Annotated in this window: 23 protein-coding genes and 1 tRNA gene; 11 read left to right on the top strand and 13 right to left on the bottom strand. The window is 38.9% G+C overall.

Annotated elements, in window-relative coordinates; genetic code table 11:
* The first annotated feature begins 136 nt into the window (after positions 1–136).
* From prmA to EOK74_RS01680, 5 genes are all read left to right on the top strand, one after another.
* Positions 137–1,015: a 50S ribosomal protein L11 methyltransferase gene (gene prmA, locus EOK74_RS01700; protein ID WP_133468241.1), complete on the top strand. Its 879-nt coding sequence runs from the start codon at positions 137–139 to the stop codon at positions 1,013–1,015.
* Positions 1,016–1,374: 359 nt separating this feature from the next.
* A complete protein-coding gene (locus EOK74_RS01695; RefSeq protein ID WP_133468165.1) occupies positions 1,375–2,136 on the top strand; it encodes an ABC transporter ATP-binding protein in 762 nt (253 codons plus the stop codon).
* Positions 2,129–2,839 carry an ABC transporter permease subunit gene (locus EOK74_RS01690; protein WP_133468164.1) on the top strand — a complete coding sequence of 237 codons (711 nt, stop codon included), beginning with the start codon at positions 2,129–2,131 and terminating at the stop codon, positions 2,837–2,839. Before EOK74_RS01695 ends, EOK74_RS01690 begins: the two co-directional genes overlap by 8 nt.
* Positions 2,840–4,489, top strand: a complete 1,650-nt coding sequence (locus tag EOK74_RS01685) for a GldG family protein (RefSeq protein WP_239023961.1) — start codon at positions 2,840–2,842, stop codon at positions 4,487–4,489. It abuts the gene before it with no gap.
* Positions 4,490–4,858: 369 nt separating this feature from the next.
* Positions 4,859–5,215 (top strand): DUF2513 domain-containing protein, encoded by a 357-nt coding sequence (locus EOK74_RS01680; protein ID WP_133468163.1) that lies wholly within the window; start codon positions 4,859–4,861, stop codon positions 5,213–5,215.
* Between the two features lie 215 nt (positions 5,216–5,430).
* Here the strand turns inward: EOK74_RS01680 and EOK74_RS01675 are convergent.
* From EOK74_RS01675 to trxA, 5 genes are all read right to left on the bottom strand, one after another.
* Positions 5,431–5,506: transfer RNA gene (locus tag EOK74_RS01675), tRNA-Thr, on the bottom strand.
* Between the two features lie 126 nt (positions 5,507–5,632).
* A complete protein-coding gene (locus EOK74_RS01670) occupies positions 5,633–6,772 on the bottom strand; it encodes a 5-(carboxyamino)imidazole ribonucleotide synthase (RefSeq protein ID WP_133468162.1) in 1,140 nt (379 codons plus the stop codon).
* Positions 6,773–6,791: 19 nt separating this feature from the next.
* Positions 6,792–7,286: a 5-(carboxyamino)imidazole ribonucleotide mutase gene (purE, locus tag EOK74_RS01665; RefSeq protein ID WP_133468161.1), complete on the bottom strand. Its 495-nt coding sequence runs from the start codon at positions 7,284–7,286 to the stop codon at positions 6,792–6,794.
* 396 nt (positions 7,287–7,682) lie between these two features.
* Positions 7,683–8,948, bottom strand: a complete 1,266-nt coding sequence (gene rho, locus EOK74_RS01660) for a transcription termination factor Rho (RefSeq protein WP_133468160.1) — start codon at positions 8,946–8,948, stop codon at positions 7,683–7,685.
* A 304-nt stretch (positions 8,949–9,252) separates the two neighbouring features.
* Positions 9,253–9,579 (bottom strand): thioredoxin TrxA, encoded by a 327-nt coding sequence (gene trxA, locus EOK74_RS01655; protein ID WP_133468159.1) that lies wholly within the window; start codon positions 9,577–9,579, stop codon positions 9,253–9,255.
* A 104-nt stretch (positions 9,580–9,683) separates the two neighbouring features.
* On the opposite strand from trxA, the gene rhlB reads away from it, so the two are divergent.
* The 5 genes from rhlB (at position 9,684) to EOK74_RS01630 (ending at position 17,521) form a co-directional block, all read left to right on the top strand.
* A complete protein-coding gene (gene rhlB, locus EOK74_RS01650; RefSeq protein WP_133468158.1) occupies positions 9,684–10,946 on the top strand; it encodes an ATP-dependent RNA helicase RhlB in 1,263 nt (420 codons plus the stop codon).
* Positions 10,943–12,460: a Ppx/GppA phosphatase family protein gene (locus tag EOK74_RS01645; RefSeq protein WP_133468157.1), complete on the top strand. Its 1,518-nt coding sequence runs from the start codon at positions 10,943–10,945 to the stop codon at positions 12,458–12,460. The genes rhlB and EOK74_RS01645 overlap by 4 nt, the downstream gene beginning before the upstream one ends.
* 86 nt (positions 12,461–12,546) lie before the next feature.
* Positions 12,547–14,424 (top strand): sensor domain-containing diguanylate cyclase, encoded by a 1,878-nt coding sequence (locus tag EOK74_RS01640; protein WP_133468156.1) that lies wholly within the window; start codon positions 12,547–12,549, stop codon positions 14,422–14,424.
* Positions 14,425–14,543: 119 nt separating this feature from the next.
* Entirely contained in the window at positions 14,544–15,656 is a 1,113-nt protein-coding gene (locus EOK74_RS01635; RefSeq protein ID WP_133468155.1) for an FIST signal transduction protein, read from the top strand.
* 38 nt (positions 15,657–15,694) lie between these two features.
* On the top strand, positions 15,695–17,521 hold the full coding sequence (locus EOK74_RS01630) for a putative bifunctional diguanylate cyclase/phosphodiesterase (protein ID WP_133468154.1): 1,827 nt from the start codon (positions 15,695–15,697) through the stop codon (positions 17,519–17,521).
* 94 nt (positions 17,522–17,615) lie between these two features.
* Here EOK74_RS01630 and hemB read toward each other — a convergent pair whose 3' ends face one another.
* Genes hemB through tatA form a run of 7 tightly spaced genes read right to left on the bottom strand, consistent with a single transcriptional unit; the run spans position 17,616 to position 23,115 of the window.
* On the bottom strand, positions 17,616–18,611 hold the full coding sequence (gene hemB, locus EOK74_RS01625; protein WP_133468153.1) for a porphobilinogen synthase: 996 nt from the start codon (positions 18,609–18,611) through the stop codon (positions 17,616–17,618).
* Positions 18,612–18,632: 21 nt separating this feature from the next.
* The gene (locus EOK74_RS01620; protein ID WP_133468152.1) at positions 18,633–20,516 is read right to left on the bottom strand and encodes a sensor domain-containing diguanylate cyclase; all 1,884 of its coding nucleotides are present in this window, start codon (positions 20,514–20,516) and stop codon (positions 18,633–18,635) included.
* Positions 20,506–21,318: a TatD family hydrolase gene (locus EOK74_RS01615; RefSeq protein ID WP_133468151.1), complete on the bottom strand. Its 813-nt coding sequence runs from the start codon at positions 21,316–21,318 to the stop codon at positions 20,506–20,508. Before EOK74_RS01615 ends, EOK74_RS01620 begins: the two co-directional genes overlap by 11 nt.
* Positions 21,319–21,321: 3 nt before the next feature.
* On the bottom strand, positions 21,322–21,819 hold the full coding sequence (locus EOK74_RS01610) for a hypothetical protein (RefSeq protein ID WP_133468150.1): 498 nt from the start codon (positions 21,817–21,819) through the stop codon (positions 21,322–21,324).
* A complete protein-coding gene (gene tatC / locus EOK74_RS01605; RefSeq protein ID WP_133468149.1) occupies positions 21,816–22,559 on the bottom strand; it encodes a twin-arginine translocase subunit TatC in 744 nt (247 codons plus the stop codon). The genes EOK74_RS01610 and tatC overlap by 4 nt, the downstream gene beginning before the upstream one ends.
* A 5-nt stretch (positions 22,560–22,564) precedes the next feature.
* Positions 22,565–22,864, bottom strand: a complete 300-nt coding sequence (gene tatB / locus EOK74_RS01600; RefSeq protein ID WP_133468148.1) for a Sec-independent protein translocase protein TatB — start codon at positions 22,862–22,864, stop codon at positions 22,565–22,567.
* Positions 22,864–23,115 carry a twin-arginine translocase TatA/TatE family subunit gene (gene tatA / locus EOK74_RS01595; protein ID WP_133468147.1) on the bottom strand — a complete coding sequence of 84 codons (252 nt, stop codon included), beginning with the start codon at positions 23,113–23,115 and terminating at the stop codon, positions 22,864–22,866. Before tatA ends, tatB begins: the two co-directional genes overlap by 1 nt.
* 164 nt (positions 23,116–23,279) lie before the next feature.
* Here tatA and EOK74_RS01590 point away from each other — a divergent pair, with 164 nt between their 5' ends.
* The gene (locus EOK74_RS01590) at positions 23,280–24,200 is read left to right on the top strand and encodes a hypothetical protein (protein WP_239023960.1); all 921 of its coding nucleotides are present in this window, start codon (positions 23,280–23,282) and stop codon (positions 24,198–24,200) included.
* Between the two features lie 64 nt (positions 24,201–24,264).
* Here EOK74_RS01590 and ubiB read toward each other — a convergent pair whose 3' ends face one another.
* A complete protein-coding gene (gene ubiB, locus EOK74_RS01585; RefSeq protein ID WP_133468146.1) occupies positions 24,265–25,890 on the bottom strand; it encodes a ubiquinone biosynthesis regulatory protein kinase UbiB in 1,626 nt (541 codons plus the stop codon).
* Positions 25,891–25,892 lie beyond the last annotated feature (2 nt).

Below are 25,892 nucleotides of genomic sequence, written 5' to 3'. Positions count from 1 at the left end.
TATAGTTGTATAAATATTGAGCACTTAATTTACCTCTTAAAAAGAAGCGAAAAATTTATAAGCTTGATTGCTATTTATAATAGGTGAACAGACTAATGGTATACTAAAAAGTAAATACATTTTGAAGACTTCTACCATGCCTTGGATCCAACTAAAAATAAATCATCAAGCTGAATATGCGGAACAAATTGGGGAAATGCTGTCTGCCAATGGTGCACAAGCTGTCACCTTTGTAGATGCTAAAGATACACCCATGTACGAACCAAAGCCTGGCGAAGTACTCCTTTGGCCTGACACTCAGGTTGTAGGCTTATATGACGCTGAACATGATATGCAGCGGGTTATCAATCAGCTTGAGAAATCTAAAATATTAGGTAAGGGGTTTAACCATAAGCTTGACCAACTAGAAGATAAAGATTGGGAAAGGGAGTGGATGGAGAACTTCCATCCCATGCAGTTTGGAGAACGCTTATGGATTTGCCCAAGTTGGCGTGATGTACCAGACCCAACAGCTGTTAATGTTATGCTAGATCCAGGGTTAGCATTTGGTACGGGTACCCATCCTACTACTAGTTTGTGTTTAAAATGGTTAGATGGTTTAGAACTGTCACAATCTATAGTTGTCGACTTTGGTTGTGGCTCAGGTATTTTGGGTATTGCAGCCCTTAAGTTAGGCGCAAAAAGAGTCATAGGTATAGATATAGATCCTCAAGCTTTATTAGCCAGTCAAGATAATGCTAACCGTAATGAGGTAGGTGACAAAATAGAGCTGTATTTACCTGAGAGCCAACCTGAGTTATTGGCCGATATTGTCTTAGCTAACATCTTAGCAGGGCCGCTTAGAGAGCTTAGGGAGGTCATTAGTGCCTACTGTAAGCCGGGAGGCAAGTTAGTTCTGTCTGGAATCTTAGAGAATCAAGCAAAAGAAATAAATGACCTATATAGCCAAGACTTCGATATGGAGCCCATAGCTATAGATGGAGAGTGGGCTAGAGTATCTGGTGTGAAAAAATAACTTTAGCCAATGCTAATAGATAAACTCTAAATGTATTCAGCGGTTTTTGAATAAGCCGCTGAAACTCCTTTCAGGCTAGTTTTAAGGGGCCGGGTTAAGCTTTGGTTAGTTCTGTTTTTTACTGCTTCTAATACTAGGTCAAACACCTAAATATAAAAGTATCAGCAAATATGAATGGTGCTATTATACCCAGCCTATTCTTATTTCTTCCTAACCCATTTGGGTAAGCAAATATTTTATTTATCGATTTTGTGACTTAAACCCATTTTCGGTGTCCACGTTTTAGTGCCGGCTTTTCGCCTTGGTACTACTTGGTTATCTGAACATGAATCTTGAAATAACAACAAGGGTTACCGTCCATGCTTATTGCTAGGCATATCACTAAAAATTTTGGCTCATTCAGAGCTGTGGATGACATTTGTTTTGAAATTAACAGTGGCGATATCGTAGGGGTATTAGGTAAAAATGGTGCGGGGAAAACCACCCTGATGCGTATTCTCACTTCCTTTCTAGCAGCCTCTTCTGGCGAGGTGATAATTGATGGCGATGATGTTTCAAAACAATCTTTAAAGGTCCGCAAAAAGGTTGGGTATTTGCCAGAAAAGCCCCCCCTTTACGATGATATGACAGTGCAACAGTACCTTAAGTTTGCCGCTGAAATAAAAGATGTTCAAAGCAATCGGCGCCGATTACAAGTAGCTAAGGTATTGGAAGAATGCCATTTGGATCACGCCAAACATAAGAAGATAGCGACCTTATCTAAAGGCTATAGACAACGTGTTGGTATTGCCCAAGCCATTATTCATGAACCCAAATTGTTGATATTAGATGAGCCTACTAGCGGCCTAGACCCAATGCAAATTAAAGAAGTACTGAGTTTAATCAAGAATCAAAGGAATCAAAGAACAGTCCTGTTAAGCTCTCATACCTTGATTGAAATTGAACAAATTGCCCAGCGGGTATTGATGATTAAGTCAGGCCGACTGGTGCTAGATAGCAGCTTAGATGAGGTGTTGAAGAGTAAAGACCCAGCGCAATCGCAGCCACTAACCCTAGACCAAGTGTTTATCAGTCATCACCAAGAACACCTGACCCAGCCTTTGCGAGCAGGCGATGAATAAAATAATCGCACTAACAAAAAAAGAGCTATATAGTTATTTTAGCTCGCCCATTGCTTACATTATTCTCATCGCAACCGTGTCTTTATTTAACGTTTTCTTTTATCTCATCGTTGAGCAAAACCGTGAGGTGGCATTACGAGATATTTTTCAACTCATGGAGTTTATGTTTGTATTTTTAATACCGCTGCTAACCATGAGATTGTTCTCAGAGGAAAAGGCAAACGGCACCATGGAGTTTTTACTCACTGCCCCTTTAACGCACACTATGATTGTCATGGGTAAGTATCTCAGCATGTTAACTTTCTACTCAATCTTGATTGGGTTAACCCTGACCTATTACATGATTATTGAATATTTTGGTGCGCCTGACCTACCCAGTATTTTGTCTGGGTATGCAGGCATTTGGTTAGAAGGGGCTTTCTTTATTGCCATAGGCTTACTTGTTTCATCCTGGACCTCTAATCAAATCATTGCCGCTATGGTGTCTTATGTGATCTTATTCTCATTGTATTTTTCAACTAGCTTCGCACCCTATTTTACAGGCCCCATGGCTGACTTTTTCACACAACTCAGCACACGTACCCATTTAGAAAACTTTGCCGTGGGTATCATTACGCCAAGTGATCTTGTCTATTACCTTAGCGGTATTGTGCTTTGTTTGGTGCTCACACGGTTCAGTACCAATAATAAGTTGTGGCAATAAATGAACATGTCTACGAACAACACTAACGCTAAGTCAATGCTCCCCTATTTATGTGGTTTAGGGTTTTTAAGCCTAATTTTAGGGCTGTCTCTAATCTATATTGAACAACAGCTTAGCTATTTTTTTGGCGGCCTTGTGATATGTGGTGGGGTACTATTTTTAATACTCGCCTATGTAATGGTCCGTCGAGATTCAATTCAAACACAATCAGCACAAGCCAATACTTTTATCAGCCCCAGAGGTTGGAAAACGTTAGCTATGGTTAGTTGCATATTGGTAGGTAGCCTAGGGTTTCTCGCCGTGAGCCATTATTTAGCGAGTAGCTCGAGCATACGCTGGGATGTAACACAAGATAAGCAACATACCTTATCAGACAGCACAATTGCTTTTGTTAGCAGCCTAAGTAAGGAAGTTAAGTTAACCACCTTTTACGTGGGAACGCCCCCCACTTACCTACAAGATTTACTTCAAGAATTTGCAAGAAACTCAGCTGGCTTAATTACCGCTGAAATCATCGACCCTTTAGAGCGCATTGCCTATGCAGCCAAGTTTGGCAACGCCATTAATGGCGACGAACGTAAGGTGATTGTTCAGTCTGGCAGTAGGCGCAAAGACCTTGATTTTACCTTCAACCCTTTATCGGAACAAAGTCTAACCAATACCATTGCTAGCGCTATTCGCCCTCCAAGAAAAGTGTACTTTTTGTCAGGGCATGGTGAATACTCAATCTCAAGTGAGGAATATGCAGGGCTGTCTACCTTTAAGCAATTGTTAGCCGACAACAACATCCTTAGCGACACCTTAATGTTGGGTATCAGCCAGTCTATCCCTGAAGATTGTGATGTGCTCATCATAGCTGGCCCTAAGACTGAATTAACGGCTGAAGAAGACACTCTGATTGATGATTACCTAAAGCAAGGTGGCGACGCCTTATTTCTGATTGAACACACCTTAGTCAGCATCCCAGAACAGCCGTTGAGTCAAGCACAGCTAAAACAAAACCCCAGTTTAAATACTCTGTTGAATCAATGGGGCTTAGATGTTCAGCCCGACATTGTGGTGGACTTAACCAACCATGTTGGTGATGATGTGGGTAGCCCAGCCAGCAAAAATTATCAGCCCCACGAGGCACTCACCCAAGGCTTAGATTACACCTTTTACGTGCGCCCTCGTTCGATACGCTTATTAGAAAACCGTGCACCCAACATAAAACAAGCCGTGATAGTATCCACCGCATCCAGCACCAATAGCTGGGCAGAAACCAACCGCAACCTAGACATACAATTCGATCCGAATATCGACACCCCAGGCCCGGTGCCCATTTCCTACGTTGTGCTTGGAGAACACCCCGCCAACTCAAAACAAGACGACAAACCATCAGACACCCGATTAATCGTATTCACCGACGCCGACTTTTTAAGTAACGTTTACATTAACCAATACAGCAATGCCAAACTGGGCCTCAATTTAGTCAACTGGTTAGCCGAGCTAGACGCCAAAACCTTACTTACTCCAAAAAAGATAGAAGTAGAAAGACTAGACTTAACCAGCAAACAAAAACGCCAAGTGATCGTTATATTGTTTTTAATCCCCTTCTTTATCGCATTAACAGGGTTGGGAGTGTGGTTTAAGGGGCGTAGGCGTTACTAGGATAGAATATGGCTTCGCTTATGGCATCCCTGCCTTTTTTCAAACGAAATCCATTTCGTCCAACCTACTTTTCTTCAACAGCTAAGAAAAGTAGGCAAAAGAAGCCGTGCGATAGACAAACCCCCTTTTCCATAAATTTAGTGTCTTTTATGTCGACACGGCAATAAAATATTGCTTTGTCAGGATGTCCATATTCTGGCATTCGACAAGCCAATAATGTGATGGGGAATCTGTAGTCGCGGTAAATCAAAGCATCGACTACGCAGACAAAGATTAAAAGCAGTAGATAGGAGCTAGTAAATATCTTACAGTGGCTTTCCAAATAAGAGCTTGCAGAGATGTTTTTATTAGAAAATAGAGGGAGCCTATATGAAAAGAGATATGGAATTAATTCGGGATATTTTGTTAGAAATAGAAGCTGACAGTTTTGAGAGTAAGATAAAAGGCTATGATAATAGTGTTGTAGAGAACCACATGGTACTTCTTATACAAGAAAAGCTAGTTGATAGAAGAACGTTTGGAATTAATAGTACTTGGATAGCAAATGTTAAATTAACTTGGGCTGGACATGAGTTCATTGAAAACCTTCGTCAAAAAGAGGTTTGGAACACGATAAAAAATGAATTTAAAGAGGAAAGCGTTTCTACTGTATTAGGCGTCGCTAAGAAGTTAGCTGAGACGTATGCTAAAAAGAAGCTAGAAAATTTAATGATTAATAAGCCATAGTATAACCACAAGGGGCCAAAATGATCGTGGTCAATTTAAACCTTGGCATATGTAAACGAACTTAATACTTTGATGTTTTTGAAAAAGAAGTCGATGTGTTTAGGGTAAATCTTATAATTTATAGCTGTTCTTTCTGGTGGGTTGCGCTTAAATCTCCTCAGAAATAGGAGTTCACTTCGTTCGGCAATTTGCTTCGAAGATTTAGTGGGAGAAAATGGTGCCGACTACCGGAGTCGAACTGGTGACCTACTGATTACAAGTCAGTTGCTCTACCAACTGAGCTAAGTCGGCACACTAAGTAATACCACTTTAGGGTTGTTGGTAAGTTGTTTAGTAACAGCTAATCCCTAAAGCGAGCGCTATTCTATTCACAAATAGAGTGATGTCAATTAATTAAACCCTTTAGTTTTATATCGCTTAAATATCCATCAATCTGCGGGCTTCATCTTTTAACATGGGAAAATTTTCAACTGGTACATATTCTGTAAGTGCTAACATTGAAGCACCCAATTGCTGATAGTTATCTGCGCATAAGTTGAAATGTCCCATTTTTCTTTTTTCTCTTGGTGTTTTGCCATACCAATGCATGTGACAACCGGGAATGCTTAACATTTCTCTAGCGAAGTTTTTACAGCCTATTATATTGATCATTGCCGTAGGTGATGTCACTTTTGTTGACCCTAATGGTAAACCTCTAACCGCGCGAATGTGATTCTCAAACTGACAAGTATCTGCTCCGTGCATAGTCCAATGGCCTGAGTTATGTACTCTTGGTGCTATTTCGTTAACTAAAAGTTGTTGCCCAATTTGGAAAAATTCAACGGCTAATACACCGACATAATCTAGAGATTCTGCGAGTTTATTGAATATAGTTTGTGCTTGTTGAGTTAATTCGTTGCTTACATGGGGTGCTGGGGCCACTGATACATGTAATTGGCCTTGGTAATGTAAGTTCTCTGCAAGGGGATAATAGGCTATATCACCTTCAGCGTTACGAACCGCGACGAGAGAGAGCTCTCGGTCAAATTTGAGCATTTTTTCTACAACTAAAGGCACTTTTTGAAGATCTAGTTTAGATAGCTGTTCCTTTAGCTTTGGCAGTTCAGCAAGGTCGTGTAAACGCCATTGGCCATAACCATCATAACCATCACGACTGGCTTTTATAATTAAGCTATTACCTAAAGACTCGACAGCGTCTTCAAGCTGTTTTACTTCAGTCACAATACTAAACGGGCAGTTTGCGATATCGAGTTTTTCTAAGAGCTTTTTTTCTCTTACTCGGTCAGCACCCGTTAAAATAGCTTCTACACTGGGCTTCAGTTTACCACTGCGATGTACTATTTCGAGTAAATCTTCTGGTATATGCTCAAATTCAACTGTGATGGCATCTACTTCTTCTATTAACCGTTCAAGAGTATTATTGATTACTTGTTTGGTAACTGGGTCGACAATTTTATTATCGGCAACATCTACAGCCTGCACACTTATTCCAAGTGGATAGGCTGATAGGGCCATCATTCTTGCAAGCTGGCCAGAACCAAGAACCAATATACTCATGCTATTACTCTCTTGTTTATTATGCTGAAGGTAAGGTTAGTTCATCTTGTGCTAACACAGTTGAAGTTTGCTCTGCCCTAAATGATTTCACAGCTTCTGCTACTTCTTTGTTTTGTAACGCTATTATTTGTGCAGCTAATAGACCGGCATTTGCCGCTCCTGCTTCACCAATCGCTAAGGTACCTACTGCGACGCCTTTTGGCATCTGTACTATAGATAACAAAGAGTCTATGCCGTTAAGTTGGCTAGAACGTACAGGCACCCCGAATACAGGTAAGTGAGTGTGGGCTGCTATCATGCCAGGTAAGTGTGCGGCACCACCGGCCCCGCCAATTATTACTGAAAAACCTTGTTCCGCTGCTTGTTCTGCAAACTCTGTTAGTAAATTAGGTGTGCGGTGAGCAGAGACTACTTTAGCAGTGTAATCTACCCCTAGTCTTTCAAGCATTAATGCTGCTTGTTGCATAGTAGGCCAGTCTGATTTTGATCCCATAACTATGGCTACTTTTGACATATTTATCTCACTTTACTTTTGGTGTGTTGTAGATATGACTTCAAACTTATGAGTATACAAATAGTTAGAAATCTCTGCTAATGCTCAAATTTTTGGAGGCATATTGTAGCGTATCACTAAACCGTTATAAACCTTAGTGATCTATAGATTACGCCGCTCTTTTAACAATTTTTGCTGCATATAATCCATGGTTAACCCGGTTAATACTTTAACCTCCGGAAATTTCAAAACCTTGTGGTAGTTAGTCATGTATATTTCCCATGATAAGGGTCTTTGTATGCGAACAATTGATGCTATTCATGAATTACATTGGCTAAATTTTATTAGGTAAACATAAAAAAAATCCGCGAACAGTTACCTGTGCGGATTTTTGTCATTAATAATTTTGAATATCGATTAGCTTTTTTGTCTGCGCATAGCAGTAAAGAACTCATCGTTGGTTTTGGTCATGGATAACTTACCAATCAAAAACTCCATCGCATCAATTTCCGACATTTCGTGTACGATTTTACGCAATATCCACATTTTTTGTAATTCGTCTTGAGTGGTCAATAACTCTTCACGACGAGTACCTGAACGGTTGTAATCAATAGCAGGGAATACACGCTTTTCTGCAATTTTACGGTTCAGATGTAATTCCATATTACCTGTACCTTTAAATTCTTCGTAGATAACTTCGTCCATTTTTGAACCAGTATCAATCAAAGCTGTTGCGATAATGGTTAAACTACCGCCTTCTTCGATGTTACGGGCGGCACCAAAAAAACGCTTCGGTTTATGTAATGCATTTGCATCTACACCACCAGTTAGTACTTTACCTGAAGAAGGGATTACCGTGTTATAAGCTCTGGCTAAACGCGTGATTGAATCTAATAAAATCACTACATCTTTCTTGTGCTCAACTAAACGCTTAGCTTTTTCGATTACCATTTCGGCAACTTGAACGTGACGACTTGCTGGTTCATCAAAGGTAGAAGCTACTACTTCCCCCCTTACCAAACGTTGCATTTCAGTTACTTCTTCTGGTCGCTCATCTATTAGCAATACCATCAATAAACATTCTGGGTGGTTGGCTGCAATAGATTGTGCGATGTTTTGCAGTAGTAATGTTTTACCTGCTTTTGGGGGGGCTACTATCAAACCACGTTGCCCGCGGCCTATAGGTGATGCTAAGTCTAATACCCTGGCAGTAATATCTTCACTACTACCGTTACCACGCTCCATTGTTAAACGTTCATTGGCATGTAAAGGAGTAAGGTTTTCAAACAATATCTTGCTACGGGAGCTTTCAGGGCGGTCAAAATTAACTTCGTTAATTTTTAATAAAGCAAAATAACGTTCACTGTCTTTAGGCGGTCGGATTTTACCTGAAATGGTATCACCGGTGCGTAAGTTAAATCGTCTTATTTGACTGGGCGACACATATATATCATCAGGTCCTGCCAAATATGAAGAGTCATTTGAACGTAAGAATCCGAAGCCGTCTTGAAGTATCTCTAGTACTCCGTTACCAAAAATATCTTCTCCGCTTTTGGCGTGAGATTTTAGTATCGAAAAGATAATGTCTTGTTTACGAGCACGAGCCATGTTTTCTAGCTTCATTTCTTCTGCTAGTTTTACAAGTTCACTGATCGGTTTATTCTTAAGTTCAGTTAAATTCATATTGGTGGGTCTTTATGATAACAGCTTGATTCAAGCTAATTGTGTTGAGTGAGTCAAAGGTTTTTACTTTTTTACATCTCTGATTTGAGCGAAGTATTGGTCTGTTCAGCTGTGAACATGCTAAAAGTTAGCACCAAAATTACACTTAGTCTAGCAAATTGTATGATTAATACCGCTTTAAGTGGGTTTTTGTCGCATATTTACTCTGCTCTGATACAGCATTATATATATGGCTAGATATCAGCAACAAAAAAGCTCAATAATTATTGAGCTTTTTAATTCTACTTTATTTTGTTAAAAGTACTTAAATGTTGTCGTTTAAGAACTCTAAAAGTTGAGTTTTTGACAAAGCGCCAACTTTAGTTGCGGCAACACTTCCACCTTTAAAAAGTAACAAAGTTGGAATGCCTCTGATGCCATACTTAGGCGGTGTTTCGTTATTTTCATCGACATTCAGCTTGCCAACTGTTACTTTGCCGTCAAATTCGTCAGCAACTTCATGCAGAATTGGCGCAATCATTTTACATGGGCCACACCATTCTGCCCAAAAATCAACTAATACAGGACCCGCAGCATTGATAACATCGGCCTCGAAACTATCGTCAGATAACTGGATAATTTTGTCGCTCATTTTTTTCTCCGTAATTTTTTTCTGTCGCTGAATAATAAACCAGCGCGGTTATGATTGTTATATAGAAACTGGTTTTTAATGCAAGCAATGATAAGCTATAAGCTATGCAAACAACACATTTAACCGAAACACATTTTTCAGACTTGCCGATTAATCCGCAGGTTATAAAAGCGCTTTCTGCTGCTAACTTTAACCACTGTACCCCAATTCAAGCGCTGAGTTTACCCCCATTGCTTGAAGGCAACGATATAGCGGGTCAGGCACAAACTGGAACAGGTAAAACCATTGCGTTCTTGGTTGCTACCTTCCATTATTTGTTGTCCAACCCACAAGACTCAAAAGGTCAACCTAGGGCTATTATTATGGCTCCTACTCGAGAGTTGGCGGTGCAAATCTTTAATGATGCAGAATTGCTTAGCAAACACACAGGTTTAAGCCTTGGTCTCATTTATGGGGGTGAAGGTTACCAAAGTCAACGGGAAAAGCTTCAAGAAGGTGTAGATATTATTATCGGTACTACCGGCCGTATTATTGATTACTATAAGCAGAACATTTTTTCTTTAGAAGGGATTCAAGTTGCTGTTTTGGATGAAGCCGACAGAATGTTTGATTTGGGCTTTATCAAAGACATTCGTTATTTATTTAACAGAATGCCAAAGCCAACCAAGCGTTTAAGTATGTTGTTTTCAGCGACTTTATCATATCGAGTACAAGAATTAGCTTACGAACACATGGATAATCCTACCCATGTTCAGATAGAGCCAGAAAGAAAAACCGCCGAGCGCGTCAAAGAAGAATTGTTTTATCCTTCAGATGAAGATAAACCTTATTTATTATTAACTTTGATGGAAGAAGAGTGGCCAGAAAAAGCCATTGTTTTTGCAAATACTAAGCATAGTTGTGAAAGGGTGTCTGATTGGTTGCAAGCTGATAACCATAGGGTTGGATTGTTGAGTGGTGATGTTCCTCAAAATAAACGCCTTAAGATTTTGGAAAACTTTACATCAGGTAACATAGATATTTTAGTAGCAACAGATGTTGCAGCTAGGGGATTGCATATTTCATCTGTCAGCCATGTATTTAATTATGATTTACCAGATGATGCTGAAGATTATGTGCATCGTATTGGTCGTACTGGCCGAGCTGGGCAAAGTGGTATTTCAATTAGTTTCGCCTGTGAAAAGTATTCTCTTAACCTTCCGGCTATTGAAGAATATGTGCAACATTCAATTCCAGTCACTGAATACAACCCCAATGACTTGATGAGAGATGTTGCTCCGCCAAAACCGCGCTTTAAAAAGCGTATGCAAAATGGACGTACACCTCAAAAAAGGCATTCAGGGCCTAGACATAAGCAGCCTAGATGATTAATAACACTGAAGTCACAGCTCCCTTTACCCAACCTGAACAGTTGTATGCAGCCGTAGATTTAGGCTCAAATAGTTTTCATATGGTGATTGTGCGAGTATCGGCTGGAAGTGTACAAATCATCGGTAAAGTAAAACAAAAAGTACGATTGGCTGCAGGTTTAGATGACAACATGCAGCTTGACCAAGATAGTTTAGAGCGAGGTTGGAAGTGCTTAGAAATGTTTGCAGAGCGCTTGCAAGATATTCCTCTCGCCAATATAAAAATTGTTGGTACAGCAACCTTAAGGTTAGCAACGAATGCCAATGTATTTATAAAGAAAGCACAACAAATTCTGCATCACAGGTTAGATGTAATTGATGGTAAAGAAGAAGCACGGCAGATTTATTTAGGTGTGGCCTACACTTCGGCTAATCAAGGAAATACACTGGTTATCGATATTGGAGGGGCGAGTACAGAAATTATAGTCGGTAATGATATGACTCCCATCCACCTAGAAAGCCTCAATATGGGCTGTGTCACCTATAAAGAACGTTATTTTTGTGATGGTGAAATGACTACTGCAAATTTTGAACAAGCCATCTCTGCCGCTAAACTAGAATTAAAACCAGTTATTAATGATTTTATCCATTTTGAGTGGTTGCAATGTTTGGGCGCATCGGGAACACCACAAGCGATTACTGAAATTTTAGTTTCTCAAGGGATCAGCGATTCAATTCGGTTAGACTACCTTTACAACTTACAACAGCAGTGTATTGATTGTATTTCTATTGATTTACTGAATATAGAGGGTTTAACCGAATCTAGAAGGGTTATTTTCCCTAGTGGTTTGGCAATTTTGATTGCCTTGTTTGAAGAATTAAATATACAAGAGATGCAAATTTCTGGTGGAGCACTTCGAGAAGGCCTTATTTATGGCATGCTCGATAACATGCAGCAGAATGATCGAAGATTACAAACGCTACAGCAAAATATTGCACGTTTTCATATTGAATCCAGCCACGCAAATAGAGTAAAAAGTTTATCTCTAAATCTGTTTAGGCAAGTGCAACGCCAAGTAGATTTTGGGAACCTAGACTCCGAGGCAATTTTGATTGCAGCGGCGATGTTACATGAAACTGGTTTACACATAGAGTACAAACAACATCATTTGCATGGAGCATACATACTCAGCCACCTACCTATGGTTGGCTATACAAAACAACAGCAATCGGGTATCAAAACCTTAGTGCAAAGCCATAGGCAAGATATTAACCTGAGTTTGTTTGATGCCTATCACCCTGATGTACGCCATGCACTATTGATTTTACTTCGCGTTTTACGATTGGCTTGTATATTATCTATTCGCAGAAAAGATAAAATTCTTGCTAAATATGAACTGCAAGTTTCAGGTGAAAAATGGGTATTAACCTTTCCTGTTGGGTGGTTGAAATCTCATCCTCTGATTGACGCAGAATTAGCTAATGAAAAGTGGCAACAACATAAAGTGGGTTGGGTATTAGAATGTCGTTGATCGTATATATAAAAGGCTTAACTTTCTTTGAGTAATTTAATACGTTAGACATTATTTGCTCCGCTACATAGGGATTTATAGCGTTTATGATTGATCAGAGGTTAGAATTAAAAACACTACCATCCAAAGTGTTATCAATTATTTTATTTTTGATGACTACCGTTCTTTTTTCCGCTTTAATTTTTCACTTTGGTATAGCACTTAAACCTAGTCATCTTTTGGCCAAAGATGGTGAGCTTACTTTTCAAGAAAATTACTTCAAAGACAACAAAATAACTTCCTTGGCTGGTGAGTGGGCTTTTTTTGAGGGTCAGTTAGTTGAGCCTCAAAATATTCAAAATCAAATTAATGACGCTACTATAATTCAAGGCACTGATGGTTGGTCGTTAAACAACTCTACTGAAGGCCCTGTGCTTGGATATGGAACTTATCATCTAAGGGTTCATCTATTAGACTCTGATTTAAACTTAGCTCTGCAAATTCCTAAAGTGGAAACTGCCTATAAATTATTTTTAGATGAAAAGTTAGTTGCCAGTGCAGGGGTAGTCGCAACAAGTGTGGAAAAGGGCATAGCAGAGTTTAAACCAACAATAGTTATCATCCCTAAACACACTGAGAGTTTTTCATTAACAATTCAAGTCTCTAATTTTCACTCTGCATGGGGGGGATTATGGTCACCAATAGTGCTTGGCAATACTGACAGTATTTACTCAGTACAGCGAGATTTGGTGGCATTAAGCATGTTTATAATTGGTGCGCTGGTGGTAACTACGGCGTTTTACCTGATTCAGTATTATTTTAGACCAGATGAAAAGATTCCATTAGCGTTTGCTTGTTTATGCTTAATCTTTTTATTAAGAGAGTTCACAGCTGAGCATATGTACTTTGTTTTAGAGTACTTTTCCATTGGTTATTCCGCAGCCTTGAAACTAAATTATCTAACGTTTTATCTTGGCGTACTCAATGTGTTGTATTTTATGCACTTATGTTTTCCTAGGGTGTTTAATATTAATATATCTAGATTTTTCTATGTTATTGGAATCAGCTATTCGCTATTTATATTGTTTAGTCCAGTAGAATTAATCGGCTACTCATTAATGAGCTACCAGTTATTTTCTTTTATTGTGATGCTGTACACACTCATAAACATGTTGGTTGCTAATATAACCAAGCAACCGACTGCTAAAATGATGGCATTTAGTGCCGTTGTTCTTAGTCTCTTTGCTATTAATGACATCTTGTACGCAAATAGTATTCTAGATACTGGGCCATTTTTTAACCTGGGGATAGTTGGATTTATTATTTGCCAAAGTTATGTAATAAATCAGCGTTTTAATAACGTTATTAGCAATAATGAAGCTTTGTCTATGCAGCTCCAGCAAAGTAACAGCGAATTACAGCTTCTGGGTGCGGAGTTAGAAAATAAAGTTGAGTTACGTACTAAACAACTAGAAAAAGCTAATTTTGAGTTAGATAAATTAGCTCGCTCAGATAAGTTAACTGGTCTGTTAAATAGGCACGGTTTACATCCTTATTTACAACGAACCTTTGATAATTCGAAGCAAGATTTTGAACCTTTTTGTATAGTCTTGTATGACTTTGATAATTTTAAATACATTAATGATACCTATGGCCATGATCTAGGTGACACTGTATTGATTAATGGGGCGAAAATACTTAAAGGGAAAATTAGAAAGCAAGATAAGTTAGCTAGATGGGGGGGCGAGGAGTTTTTAGTGTATTTACCAAGTACTGACTTAGCGGGAGCCATGGCCATAGCTGAAAAGTTAAGGTTAGCAATTGAAAACATGCAAATAAACCAAGGGGGTGTAAATGTACCCGTTACTATCACCGGTGGGGTAGCTGAGCTTGAACCTGAAGATACATTCGAAGCCTTGTTTAAAAGGGCTGACAACGCGCTCTATAAAGGAAAAAATTTGGGGCGGAATTGTATTCAAAATTAACGAACCATGTATTTTTTCATTTTTTGTACTAAGTTTAGTATCTTACCCTTCTTATTTAGGATATAAATTTCATCTGTTTGTCTTTTGGCCGCTGTCTTGTTTAATAAAATGGAAAATACATGGGTCTTTTATTTGGACAATATCAATATTCAGTAATAGTCACAGGCGAATCACTACAATCATTAATTAATGCCGCTTTATCTAGTAGCCCCCAAGCGTTATTGATATTTTGCTGTGATGAAAGCTTAAAAAATCAAACTTTTTTTGACCCCATTTTAACCTCTTTGCAGGTTCCCGTTTTTGGTGGGGTATTTCCGGCTATCATTATAAAAGATGAAGTGGTAGACGAAGGCATGCTAGTTGTACCTATATTTTCTGATGTAAAGGTAATGGTACTTCCTGATTTAGAAAATGCTGATTCAAGTGATGTTGATATGTTGAGTGACTCCTTTCATTTCGAATCTGCCATGATATTAATTGACGGAATATCTAGGAATATAGACTTTGCTTTGAATGCTATTTTCGAGCACTTTGGAAATAAATTAAACGTTTTTGGCGGCGGCGCTGGGTCATTAAGTTTCGAACGCAAGCCTTGTTTATTCACCAATCAAGGGCTACTAATGGATGCTATGGTAGTTATTTTCATGCCAATCTCATTCGAGCTAGCAATTGGCCATGGTTGGGAGGTATTGGATGGGCCCTTTTTGGCGAATGAAGTTGATGATAACAAAATTATTCAACTGAATTTTCGACCGGCATTCGAGGTATATGAAAACGTCATCTATAAATTTGAAAATAAGAGCGTCACTGCGAATGAATTTTTTGAAGTCGCTAAAACCTATCCTTTTGGGATAGAGCGTTTAGATGATGATGTGTTAGTGCGTGATCCTATTAGTGTTGAAGCAAATAGTTTAGTTTGTGTAGGGAAAGTTCCTGAAAACACTTTGCTATATATATTAAAAGGTGACAACAAAAAGCTGGTTGCTGCTGCGGTAAATGCAGTGGAGGAAGTAACACAAGCTACTGTTATGGAACAAGGGTTGCTATTTGATTGTGTTAGCAGGCATTTGTTTCTTGAAAACGAATTTAAGGATGAATTAAAGGGTATTACATCTGCTTTCAATAACTCAGCTATGTTAGGGGTTTTAGTCTTAGGAGAAATAGCATCGAGTACATCTGGTGCTATTCATTTTCATAATAAAACGGCAGTGGCTGCTGTAGCTAAGCACTAAGTAAAGACTATTTAGACAAAAGAATTAAAATTATATTTATGTACTCTACAGACCGAGCATTACAAATTATTTCTATTCAACATGAGCTGGTTATGAATATCGGCTTAGATTTGAAACTAGAAAAGATGCTGAATACATTCATGCAGCGCGCCTTACAGCGATTAAGTTTGAGCTCGGTTGTGCTAATGGACTTTAACCAGTGTGAGTTGACAGAAACACCCAAAACTCACTCTGATGGGAATTTATATTGTTACCCACAGCTAAGTTCTGACTATAAACGAAAGTTAGTAGAAGACGCAAAGAGCTTCTACTATCAAGGGGAGGTGGCTTATTCATGCATTTCAAAACAATCATGTCATTATTATTTTTTAAAGGTTCCACAATTTGGCGTGCTTATTTTAGAAAGGTACGCCACAGAAATTGATGAGGTGATACTTGCAGCTTTAGAGCCATTATTAATTAAGCTTTCCGCAAGCTGTAAAGCCTGCCAAGAACATCAGAATTTAATTAAAGAAATCGAAGCGCGCAAATTCGCAGAAGAGTTATTAATAGAGCAGTCAATGTTAGACCCTCTCACTAATTTGGCTAATCGAAAAAAGTTTAATCTAGACTTACTAAAAACATTATCTTCAAGTTTTACGACCAAAAACATCGGCGCAATTTTTATATTAGATTTAGATCGCTTTAAGGTTATTAACAATACCTTAGGTCATGCAGTGGGTGACGATGTAATAAAAGTTGTTGGTAAGCGACTACAAGAGTGCATGCGGCCAGGAGATACGTTAGCAAGAATAGGAGGGGATGAATTTGTTTTATTAGTTGTTGAGCTTTCTGTTGACTATTCAATTGCAATAGAAAAGGCTAAGAAAATAGCTAAGAAACTAGCGGCTCTGATAGCATCTCCTATTAACATAGATGGCAACATATTCAGTATTTCAGCGTCTACAGGGATCAACATGTTTCCAGTAGAAGCGGATAGTGTACTAAGCGCTCGCCAACAAGTAGACGTAATCGTACAAAACGCTGAAAAAGCGATGAATGCAGTAAAGCAAGCCAATCGCAATGGTTATAGCTTTTACAATAAGCAGCTCCAGTCTTCTTCAGAGAGAAAAACGCAAATAGAAAAGTACTTAAAAACTGCGATTCAAAATGATGAATTTGAAGTCTACTATCAGCCATTAGTGGCAGTCGATGGAAAAGTACTTGGAGCTGAAGCCTTATTACGATGGTCTAATCAAAGCTTAGGACGAGTAGGTCCAGACGAGTTTATCCCAATTGCAGAAGAGTCTGGTTTAATTCTAGATATTGGGAGTTGGGTTTTGGAGCAAGTTTGTCAAATTTTGAGTTCTGTAGGGTCAAATGACGCACTCAAATATATTAGCGTTAATGTTAGCCCTCGCCAGTTTATTCATCATAATTTTGTCGATAGTTTACTGAGTGCACTTAATAGATATTGTATAAATAGTCGTCAAGTTAGAGTAGAAGTTACTGAGGGAGTAGTTATCGATAATATCGATTTAACTATTCAAAAAATGAAGTACTTAAAAGATAAAGGCGTGGTGACTATGCTTGATGACTTTGGTAGTGGCTACTCTTCCTTATCTTATTTACATCAATTGCCATTGCAAACTATCAAGATAGATAGAAGCTTTATAACAGATATTGACCAAACCAGTAAAAATCACGTTATCGTCGATTCAATCATAGATATTTGCGAACACTTTTCTTTGGAATGTATTGTTGAAGGTGTTGAAAACAGTGATGAGTTTGCATATTTGGCAACTAAAAACATTACAGCTTATCAAGGTTATTATTTTCATCGCCCAATGCCAAAATATGACTTTATTACGCTTTTAGAACACTAAAAAAAGTGACACTGTTTTGGGGCTAGAGTAGGAGCTATTCGTAAGTTTAAATTGAAAGCTCCTGTAGCTATTAGATGCATTAAAACTTTAATTGTTACCCTTTAAGTAATTGCGCAGCTTGTTTAGCAAAGTAAGTCAGAATTCCATCCGCTCCTGCTCTTTTAAATGCTAACAATGACTCCAATATTACTTGTTCTTCATTGAGCCAGCCATTAGCAAAAGCAGCCTTGTGCATGGCGTATTCACCGCTGACTTGATAAGCGAAAGTAGGAACTTTAAATTCGTCTTTACAGCGTCTTACAATATCTAAATAAGGCATGCCTGGTTTCACCATCACCATGTCTGCCCCTTCCTGCAGATCTAAAGCGATTTCTCTTAATGCTTCGTCGGAGTTGGCGGGGTCCATTTGGTAGCTTTTTTTGTCGCCACCTTTAATATTGCCTGCTGAGCCAACCGCATCTCTAAATGGGCCGTAATAGCTAGATGCATACTTAGCTGAATAGGCCATAATACAAGTGTTTATATAACCTTGCTCTTCAAGTGCACGTCGAATTTCACCAATGCGTCCGTCCATCATGTCTGAAGGTGCCACAATATCGGCCCCTGCTTCTGCATGTGATAAAGCCTGTTTGACTAACACTTCAATGGTTTCATCATTAAGCACATAGCCAGAATCGTCAATAAGGCCATCTTGACCATGAGAGGTGAAAGGGTCTAATGCTACATCAGTAATAATCGCTATATCTGGCACTGCAGCCTTTAGAGCTCGTACTGCTCTTTGTGCTAAACCTTGGGGATTAAATGCCTCACTGGCGCACAGTGATTTAGCTTCGGGCGGTGTGACCGGAAATAAAGCAATTCCTTGAATACCAAGCTCGAGAAGCTCTTTAGCTTCTGCTACTAGTAGGTCGATAGACATTCGTTCAACACCAGGCATAGAAGGCACTATTTGTTTTTGATTTTCGCCTTCCAATACAAACATCGGATAAATTAGGTCATTAGTCGAAAGTTGATTTTCTGCTACTAAATTTCGAGTTGAGGCTTGTTTACGCACTCGACGCATACGGCTTTGAGGATATTGTTCAAACATGTGTATACCTATTTATGTTGGCTAAGACAAATAGCTGCCAATAGTTTGATTGCGGCCAGCATTTTTTGCCTTGTATAATTGTTGATCAGCCAGTGCCAAAATGCTCTTTTCATTCATGGTCACATCCGCTGTTGCAGTACCGATACCGGCACTGATTGTTACTTTTACTGAGGCTTCATTTAATACAACTTCTGTATTTGATATCTCTATACGTATTTTTTCAACCAGAGCTAAAGCCCCTTCTAAATCGGTACTGGGTAATATCATTGCAAATTCTTCACCACCATACCTGCAAACATCATCACTAAGCCTCTTTAATGATTGTTTCAAAATGTTGGCTACTACTTTAATGCACTCGTCTCCCATTAAGTGGCCATGAATGTCATTGACACTTTTAAAATGGTCTATGTCTAACATAACAATAGACAGTTGAGTTTGTTCTCGTTTACTCCTACGAAGTTCAGCCTGATATTTTTTATCAAAATAACTACGATTTCTAATTCCAGTTAATGAATCTAAGGTGTTCTTCTTTTCTAGTTCTTGATTTTTTTCTGAAAGCTCTCTTAGAGTGATTTCTAACTCTAAAGTACGCTCTTGTACTTTGTATTCAAGCTCTTCGGTAGCGGTTTTTTGTAGTTCTAATACTTCTTTTGCAGTGTTACGGCTTTGTCTTTCTATATCTAACAGTTTGGTTTGTTCAATCAGCTCTGCTTGTTTTTTCTTGTTATGGCTAATAATTAGAATTAAGGCTAAAAATATAGTCTCTATCGTTGCCCCTAACATTAAAAAGTGAGTGGGTGATAAGCTAAAGCTCACTATGTTTAAATTATCTAAAACAACTGCTAGGCCTAGAAGATACAACATAGCCCACGTAAGGGTGTAATAGTGCGCTATAATTGAGCCTTTTTTCCACAACCAAATACCAGTCAAAAATACAACTAAGCCGCTTACTAGTGTCATTGATAAAAAAGCATTGATAAATAACGGTAAAGGTATGAAGAAACTCACCCCCGCGCCAATTATAAAGATTGTAGCAATAGCTCTTAAAAGTCTGCTTAACAGAGAACTGTAAAGTTTTACTTTGAGTAATTGATCGCAAAAAATAGTGGACAGGCAAAGTAAACATGAGGCGAAAAGTGCCAATGAATCTTGCTGAAATAAGGTGGATTCAGGCCAAAGGTATCGAAATGTTAAGCCAAATAAGGTGGTAATGGTAAGGACCAAGCTGACAACATAGCCACTGTAAATTAGAAACGGTAAGGCTTTAGTGGCGACAAAGTAGAATAAACTACAAATTCCCATAGCTAACATCAAGCCAATAAACACCCCCATGGTGATGGCACTTTTAGTTTCGTAACTTAAATACAGCTTCTCTGGCCACAGGTATATTGGCAGGCGAATGGCCCCTGTTGAATAGGCGCTAACGTAAACGTCGATAGTATCTGTGGTTGCCGGCACCGAAAAAACAAAGTTCTCATGTAAAATTGGTCGTTCACTAAAAGGTTGTTCATCACCTGTGCTTAGATGGCTTAGTATTTTATTTTTTTGCACAAACCAGACATGAACTCGATTTAAAAATGGGTTATCTATCTCTAATAGCTTAGGGCCTAACGCCTCTCTTCCTTGGATTGTAAATTTTAACCAGTGTATATCGTCCGACATGGCCGGGGAGTAGATGTCTGTATCATTAGTCTGCCAATCTTTTGTTTCAAAGTTGAGGGCTTGGTCAATATCAATGTCATGTGCTGAGTCAATAATGTAATGTAGGTTATCTATTCTTACTTCTTTTTTTCCATTATTACTAATTAGAGCATTTGCAATAATAAAAATTAGTATGCAACAAAAACCAGCAAGTATTATTGAGCCATTTATAGATAATTTTGTACCTAGAATGCTAGTGCTCACTACCGATACCTATCTTAATTTTATTGAATAACTTATGGGTGTTGTCGTGACAAGCTTGTTGCAGTGTCTGCAGCTCAACGCCCATTAGGTTTGACAATTCAGCCGCAATAAACGGTAAATAAGCGGGCTCGTTATTACCTTTATCCAGTTTTCGGTTGTTGGGTAAACCTTTAGGGCGTAGATAAGGGGCATCCGTTTCTATTAGCAATCGTTCTAAGGGAAGAGAAGAAACTGCGTCTCTAAGAGCCTGACCTCTTTTGGTGTCGCAAACCCAACCAGTAATGCCTATATACAGATCTAAATCTAAGTATTGAGCCATTTGTTCTGAGTCCCCAGTAAAGCAGTGGGCAACGCCACCGACTAAAGCACTGCGGTATTTTTTAAGTAATATGACTTGCTCAGCAAATGCGTCCCTTTCATGTAAAAAAACAGGCAAGCCTAATTCGCTAGCTAATTGTAATTGTTGTTCAAATGCATGGAGTTGTTGTGCTGGCGTAGAAAAGTTGCGATTAAAATCTAAGCCACACTCACCAATTGCAATAACTTGCTCTTCATTGGCTAACTTTTCTAAACTAGTACGAGTTTGATGGTTAAAACTTTTGGCGTGATGGGGGTGAACACCTGCTGTAGTATACAATGTTTTTGGATGGTTTTTCGCTAATGTTAAAGCGTCACAGCTAGCTTGAATACTCGTCCCTGTGATAATTAATTTTCCAACACCAGCGTTAAAGGCCCGTTGTATAACTGGCTCAGCATCTAATCTTGAATCGGCTAAGTTGACTCCAATATCAATCCAGCTCATTAATTAGTTAGCCCGTTTTACCCGCATCCGCGTGTTTACTCCGTCTTTTTCAATGAAGAAAGAATTAAGCGCACCTCTTTTAATTATTACCTTATCGCCCTTAGACAATTTTAAGCGTTTGTCATCTGTTTGTTTCCATATATGCCCGTTATCTAATTGGATTACATATTTTTTATATGGCCCTAACTTAACTGATGTAATAACTGCACTAATTGTAGCCGGTAAGTCGCTGATGTCCGCTTTATGCTCAACTCCAAACTGCTTGTTTTCACCTTTTAACTTTGGTTGTTGTTTCGTGGGGGGGGGCGGCTCGACGCCAGCTATTGGCTTTAATTCTTGGTAGGTTGTCGGCAAATTTTTACTAACTTTATCGAAACACACTAACCTTTCGAGTGCATTTTCGACTTGTTTACATTTTTGTAAGTTATTTATTAAGTCATTGCTTGAAGCAGCAAAGCTAACTATAAATAATAATGCTCCAATGGGGGTAAACAACTTCATATTTGTTCCTCTGGGGTGTCTTCTTTCTTTTTACGAGTGTATATGCTGCCCACAATTACGCCGCATTCGAATAATATCCACATAGGGATAGCAAGGAGTGTTTGTGAAATTATATCTGGTGGCGTGAGTAACATACCAAGGACAAATACCCCAACAATCACATAAGGACGTTTTTCTCGAAGGGAGTCGGGGGTTGTCATTCCTGTCCAGCACATTAATACAATGGCTATGGGGATTTCGAAAGACAATCCAAACGCAAAAAATATTTTTAACACAAAATTTAAGTAGCTGCTTATGTCCGTGTTATTGACTATGCCTTCCGGTATGACACTTGTAAAAAATGCAAACGCTAAAGGAAAAACAACGTAGTAAGCAAAGGCCATCCCTAAATAAAACAACAAGGTGCTAGAAAATAGCAAAGGCGCAATTAATCGTTTTTCATTTTTATAAAGCCCAGGAGCAATAAAGCCCCAGATTTGATACAACACCATAGGTATGGCAATAAAAAACGATAACACCATGGTGAGCTTAAAGGGGGCAAAAAACGATGAGGCAACATCTGTTGCTATCATTTGTGCATTATCGGGTAAAGCTTCTTGTAAGGGAGTGGCAATCCATAGGTATAGATCTTGAGCGAAATATACTAGGCATAAGAACACAAAGAATACACTTAAAAATGCTTTTAAAACGCGGCTTCTAAGCTCAATTAGGTGGGTAACTAAGCTATTTTGGTCGGCCATTCTGGTTACTCTTTAGAATAGGGTTTTTGTACGGATTTTGCGGCGTCACGTAATTCGTCAACAGACTTTTGCAACTCCGGAGATAGATTTTCTAAACTTTGCTCTTCAGCTTTTTTAAGATTTTCGTGGAGCTCATGAATTTTAAACTGTTGCTCAACTTCTTGACGAAAGCCATTAGCCATACCCTTAATACCTCGAACTGTTTTGAGAGTAGAACGTATGGCTCCAGGTAGTCTTTCTGGGCCTAACACCACTAACGCAATGACAGCAATGAAGAGTATTTCAAAAAAGCCAATATCAAACATTAATTGTGCTCTTTTTGTTCACTTTTTGTTTGTTGCACAGTGTTGTCGGCTGATTCGCTAGATTTGTTTTCTACTTTTTCATTAGCAACAAAGTCAGCGTCTTTTTCTTTGTCGTCATCGCTCATAGCTTTTTTAAAGCCTTTAAGAGCTGAACCTAAATCGCCACCCATACCGCGCAATTTTTTTGTTCCAAATAATAAAATAACGATTACTAAGATGATCCCTAACTGCATAGGACTAATACCAAACATAAATAGACTCCTTAAGACTTATCTCTCCCTATTATACGTAGCTAAATGAAAAGGTCACTGGATTTGATAGCACAAAATCCTTGTTTGGTCATTTAGGTAATATATGGTTACACTAAATATCAACTTTGAAGTCACATGGCGTACATCTTTTATTGAGAAAATGTGTGATTAAAAAAAACATTTATGTCCTTTTTTTGGCCTTAATCTGTTGTAGAGTCAGTGCCCAAGAGCAGGCTCTTGATTATCCTTGGTTAGATACAATGCATCAAAACATTGCATCTTCAGTAAATGATAGTGTCTTATGGTTTGATAATTTTTTTGCCTTAGAAGATTTTGATACTAACGAAAAAGCGAATGGCGAAGCTCGTATCAGACTTGGGTGGGAGCCTAGAAGCAGAGACTTTAGTGAAGTAAGCCCAAGATTTAAATTAAGAGTAAAGTTACCCAATCTCAAGAACCGAGTAGATGTGGTTTTATCTGACTATGATGATGAATCCCCTGACGATAATTTATTAAGTGATGGGAATGACAACATTCGAGAAAGACACAGAGTGAGTCTCGCTTTACGTTGGCAGCGTACCCCAGGTAGTGGTTTATCCCATAGAATCGGTATTGGTAGACGGCTACAACCCTTTGCAAAAAGTAGCTATAGAAATGCTTTTTCACTATCAGATAAAATAAGTTTGCGGTGGGAAACATCAGCCTATTTATATAGCCGTGACGGTTTAGGGGCGGATTTTTCCTGGCAGCTTGGGTACAAAGCCACCACCAAGTCTATGTTCAGGTTTAATAATCATTATTACTTTAGAGACAGAACCAATGACTGGCGCTGGCTACATAGCTTACAAAAGTTAACGCAATTTAGTGAGCATAATGCCCTTATTACCGGTTTTTACATTGAAGGGTTTAGCCGCCCTAATTATCGAGTAGAAGAATACTTAGTCAGTATGCGGTGGCGAAAAAACACCTTAAGAAGTTGGCTATTTTATGAGGTAGAGCCATTTGTATTATGGCGTAGAGATGAGCACTTTTCGGCGTCTTATGGCTTGGCTCTGAGAGTAGAAGGTTTCTTTGGTCAGTCTTAATTAAGTAAAAACACATGTGCAGTTAGCAGCAATGCTCGTTGCACATCTGTGATGTACCACTAAGTTATTTGCTGCGCCACGCCATAGCCCAACTAGCCAGCCCTATCACTGCACACGTAGCACTTGGCCACCAGGGCTTGAGATAAATGGGTAACAAGGCGGCAACCAAAATAAAGGTTGCACCAATCATCATCAATTGTGAGCTAGTATGTTGGCGTTTAGCTGCCAGTTGTTGACGCTCAAATTCTTGTCTTTGTTGCTCTGGTAGGGTTTTGATTTGCTTTAATGAATCGTAAATCAGGTCTGGCATTTCTGGCATTTTTTCAGACCAAAAAGGCAAATTAGTTGAGATTTTTTGATACATGGCTTTAACGCCAATTTGTTCTTTCATCCAATTTTCTAAAAAGGGCTTAGCGGTCTCCCAAAGATCCAGTTGGGGGTATAATTGACGGCCCAAGCCTTCAATATATAACAAGGTTTTTTGCAGTAACACCAATTGAGGCTGAATGATCATGTTGAAGCGTCTAGCAGTATTAAATAGCTGCAATAAGACATTACTAAATTCTATTTCTGCTAAAGGTTTTTGGAAAATTGGCTCACATACTTTACGGATAGAGGCTTCAAAATCATCAATGTCGGTATCAGATGGAACCCACCCAGAGTCAATGTGTAGCTGCGCAACTTTGCGATAATTACGATTGAAAAAGGCGATGAAATTTTCGGCTAAGTACCGTTTGTCTTCACTATTTAGTGTCCCCACTATGCCAAAATCTATGGTGATATATTGAGGGTCGTCTGGATTCACAGTAGATACAAAGATATTGCCCGGATGCATATCTGCATGGAAGAAACTATCGCGAAAAACCTGAGTGAAAAATACTTCAACCCCTCGTTCTGCCAAGCGTTTCATATTAGTATTACGGGCTCTAAGCTGCTCAATATCAGAGATGGGTGTGCCGTAAATACGCTCCATTACCATGACGCTTTTGCGGCTATAATCACCATAAATAGTGGGCACATATAAAGCAGGTGAGTTTTCGAAGTTTACCTTAAATTGAATGCCATTTGCGGCTTCATGCATCAGGTCTAACTCATCAATTATGGTACGTTCGTACTCAGCAATTACTTCTACTGGGCGAAGGCGTTTTCCATCGGGTAAGAGTTTTTGTAAAACCGATGCAGCGGTTTGCATTAATTCAATATCTGATTGAATAAGCGACTTAATGTTAGGTCGAATAACTTTAACCACTACATCTCTATCACCCTCTTTGAGTCTGGCTGCATGAACCTGTGCAATTGAGGCTGAGGCTAAAGGTTTGCTTTCAAATGAACTGAATATTTCGCTTACATCTTTAATGCCTAAAGATTGGCAGATAATATTTTGGGCTATGTCGCTATCAAAAGGTTGAACTTGGTCTTGTAGAATCGTTAATTCGTTGGCAATGTCATCGGCAAGCAAGTCTTTTCGGGTAGACAACATTTGTCCAAATTTTATAAAAACAGGGCCCAAGGTTTGTAGCGCTAAACGCACCCGAACCCCTTGGGATTTATCTGGGTGTTTATTGCGTAACCAAAATAAACTGACTCTACATAATTTGGCGTACCAAGGTAGCCATTTTCGAGGAATTAATTCATCTAAGCCATGCTCTAACATGACCTTATTAATTTGATAAAAACGTAAAATTCTCACCT

The sequence above is a fragment of the Paraglaciecola marina genome, assembly GCF_004360155.1.
GTDB classification, from domain to species: Bacteria; Pseudomonadota; Gammaproteobacteria; order Enterobacterales; family Alteromonadaceae; genus Paraglaciecola; species Paraglaciecola marina.
This window is presented reverse-complemented; position numbering and strand designations above follow the sequence as displayed.

Excerpts from the sequence above, each read along its gene's own strand:
- prmA (WP_133468241.1), top strand. The coding sequence starts at position 137 with ATGCCTTGGATCCAACTAAAAATAAATCATCAAGCTGAATATGCGGAA.
- EOK74_RS01695 (WP_133468165.1), top strand. The coding sequence starts at position 1,375 with ATGCTTATTGCTAGGCATATCACTAAAAATTTTGGCTCATTCAGAGCT.
- EOK74_RS01690 (WP_133468164.1), top strand. The coding sequence starts at position 2,129 with ATGAATAAAATAATCGCACTAACAAAAAAAGAGCTATATAGTTATTTT.
- EOK74_RS01685 (WP_239023961.1), top strand. The coding sequence starts at position 2,840 with ATGAACATGTCTACGAACAACACTAACGCTAAGTCAATGCTCCCCTAT.
- EOK74_RS01680 (WP_133468163.1), top strand. The coding sequence starts at position 4,859 with ATGAAAAGAGATATGGAATTAATTCGGGATATTTTGTTAGAAATAGAA.
- EOK74_RS01670 (WP_133468162.1), bottom strand. The coding sequence starts at position 6,772 with ATGAGTATATTGGTTCTTGGTTCTGGCCAGCTTGCAAGAATGATGGCC.
- purE (WP_133468161.1), bottom strand. The coding sequence starts at position 7,286 with ATGTCAAAAGTAGCCATAGTTATGGGATCAAAATCAGACTGGCCTACT.
- rho (WP_133468160.1), bottom strand. The coding sequence starts at position 8,948 with ATGAATTTAACTGAACTTAAGAATAAACCGATCAGTGAACTTGTAAAA.
- trxA (WP_133468159.1), bottom strand. The coding sequence starts at position 9,579 with ATGAGCGACAAAATTATCCAGTTATCTGACGATAGTTTCGAGGCCGAT.
- rhlB (WP_133468158.1), top strand. The coding sequence starts at position 9,684 with ATGCAAACAACACATTTAACCGAAACACATTTTTCAGACTTGCCGATT.
- EOK74_RS01645 (WP_133468157.1), top strand. The coding sequence starts at position 10,943 with ATGATTAATAACACTGAAGTCACAGCTCCCTTTACCCAACCTGAACAG.
- EOK74_RS01640 (WP_133468156.1), top strand. The coding sequence starts at position 12,547 with ATGATTGATCAGAGGTTAGAATTAAAAACACTACCATCCAAAGTGTTA.
- EOK74_RS01635 (WP_133468155.1), top strand. The coding sequence starts at position 14,544 with ATGGGTCTTTTATTTGGACAATATCAATATTCAGTAATAGTCACAGGC.
- EOK74_RS01630 (WP_133468154.1), top strand. The coding sequence starts at position 15,695 with ATGTACTCTACAGACCGAGCATTACAAATTATTTCTATTCAACATGAG.
- hemB (WP_133468153.1), bottom strand. The coding sequence starts at position 18,611 with ATGTTTGAACAATATCCTCAAAGCCGTATGCGTCGAGTGCGTAAACAA.
- EOK74_RS01615 (WP_133468151.1), bottom strand. The coding sequence starts at position 21,318 with ATGAGCTGGATTGATATTGGAGTCAACTTAGCCGATTCAAGATTAGAT.
- EOK74_RS01610 (WP_133468150.1), bottom strand. The coding sequence starts at position 21,819 with ATGAAGTTGTTTACCCCCATTGGAGCATTATTATTTATAGTTAGCTTT.
- tatC (WP_133468149.1), bottom strand. The coding sequence starts at position 22,559 with ATGGCCGACCAAAATAGCTTAGTTACCCACCTAATTGAGCTTAGAAGC.
- tatB (WP_133468148.1), bottom strand. The coding sequence starts at position 22,864 with ATGTTTGATATTGGCTTTTTTGAAATACTCTTCATTGCTGTCATTGCG.
- tatA (WP_133468147.1), bottom strand. The coding sequence starts at position 23,115 with ATGTTTGGTATTAGTCCTATGCAGTTAGGGATCATCTTAGTAATCGTT.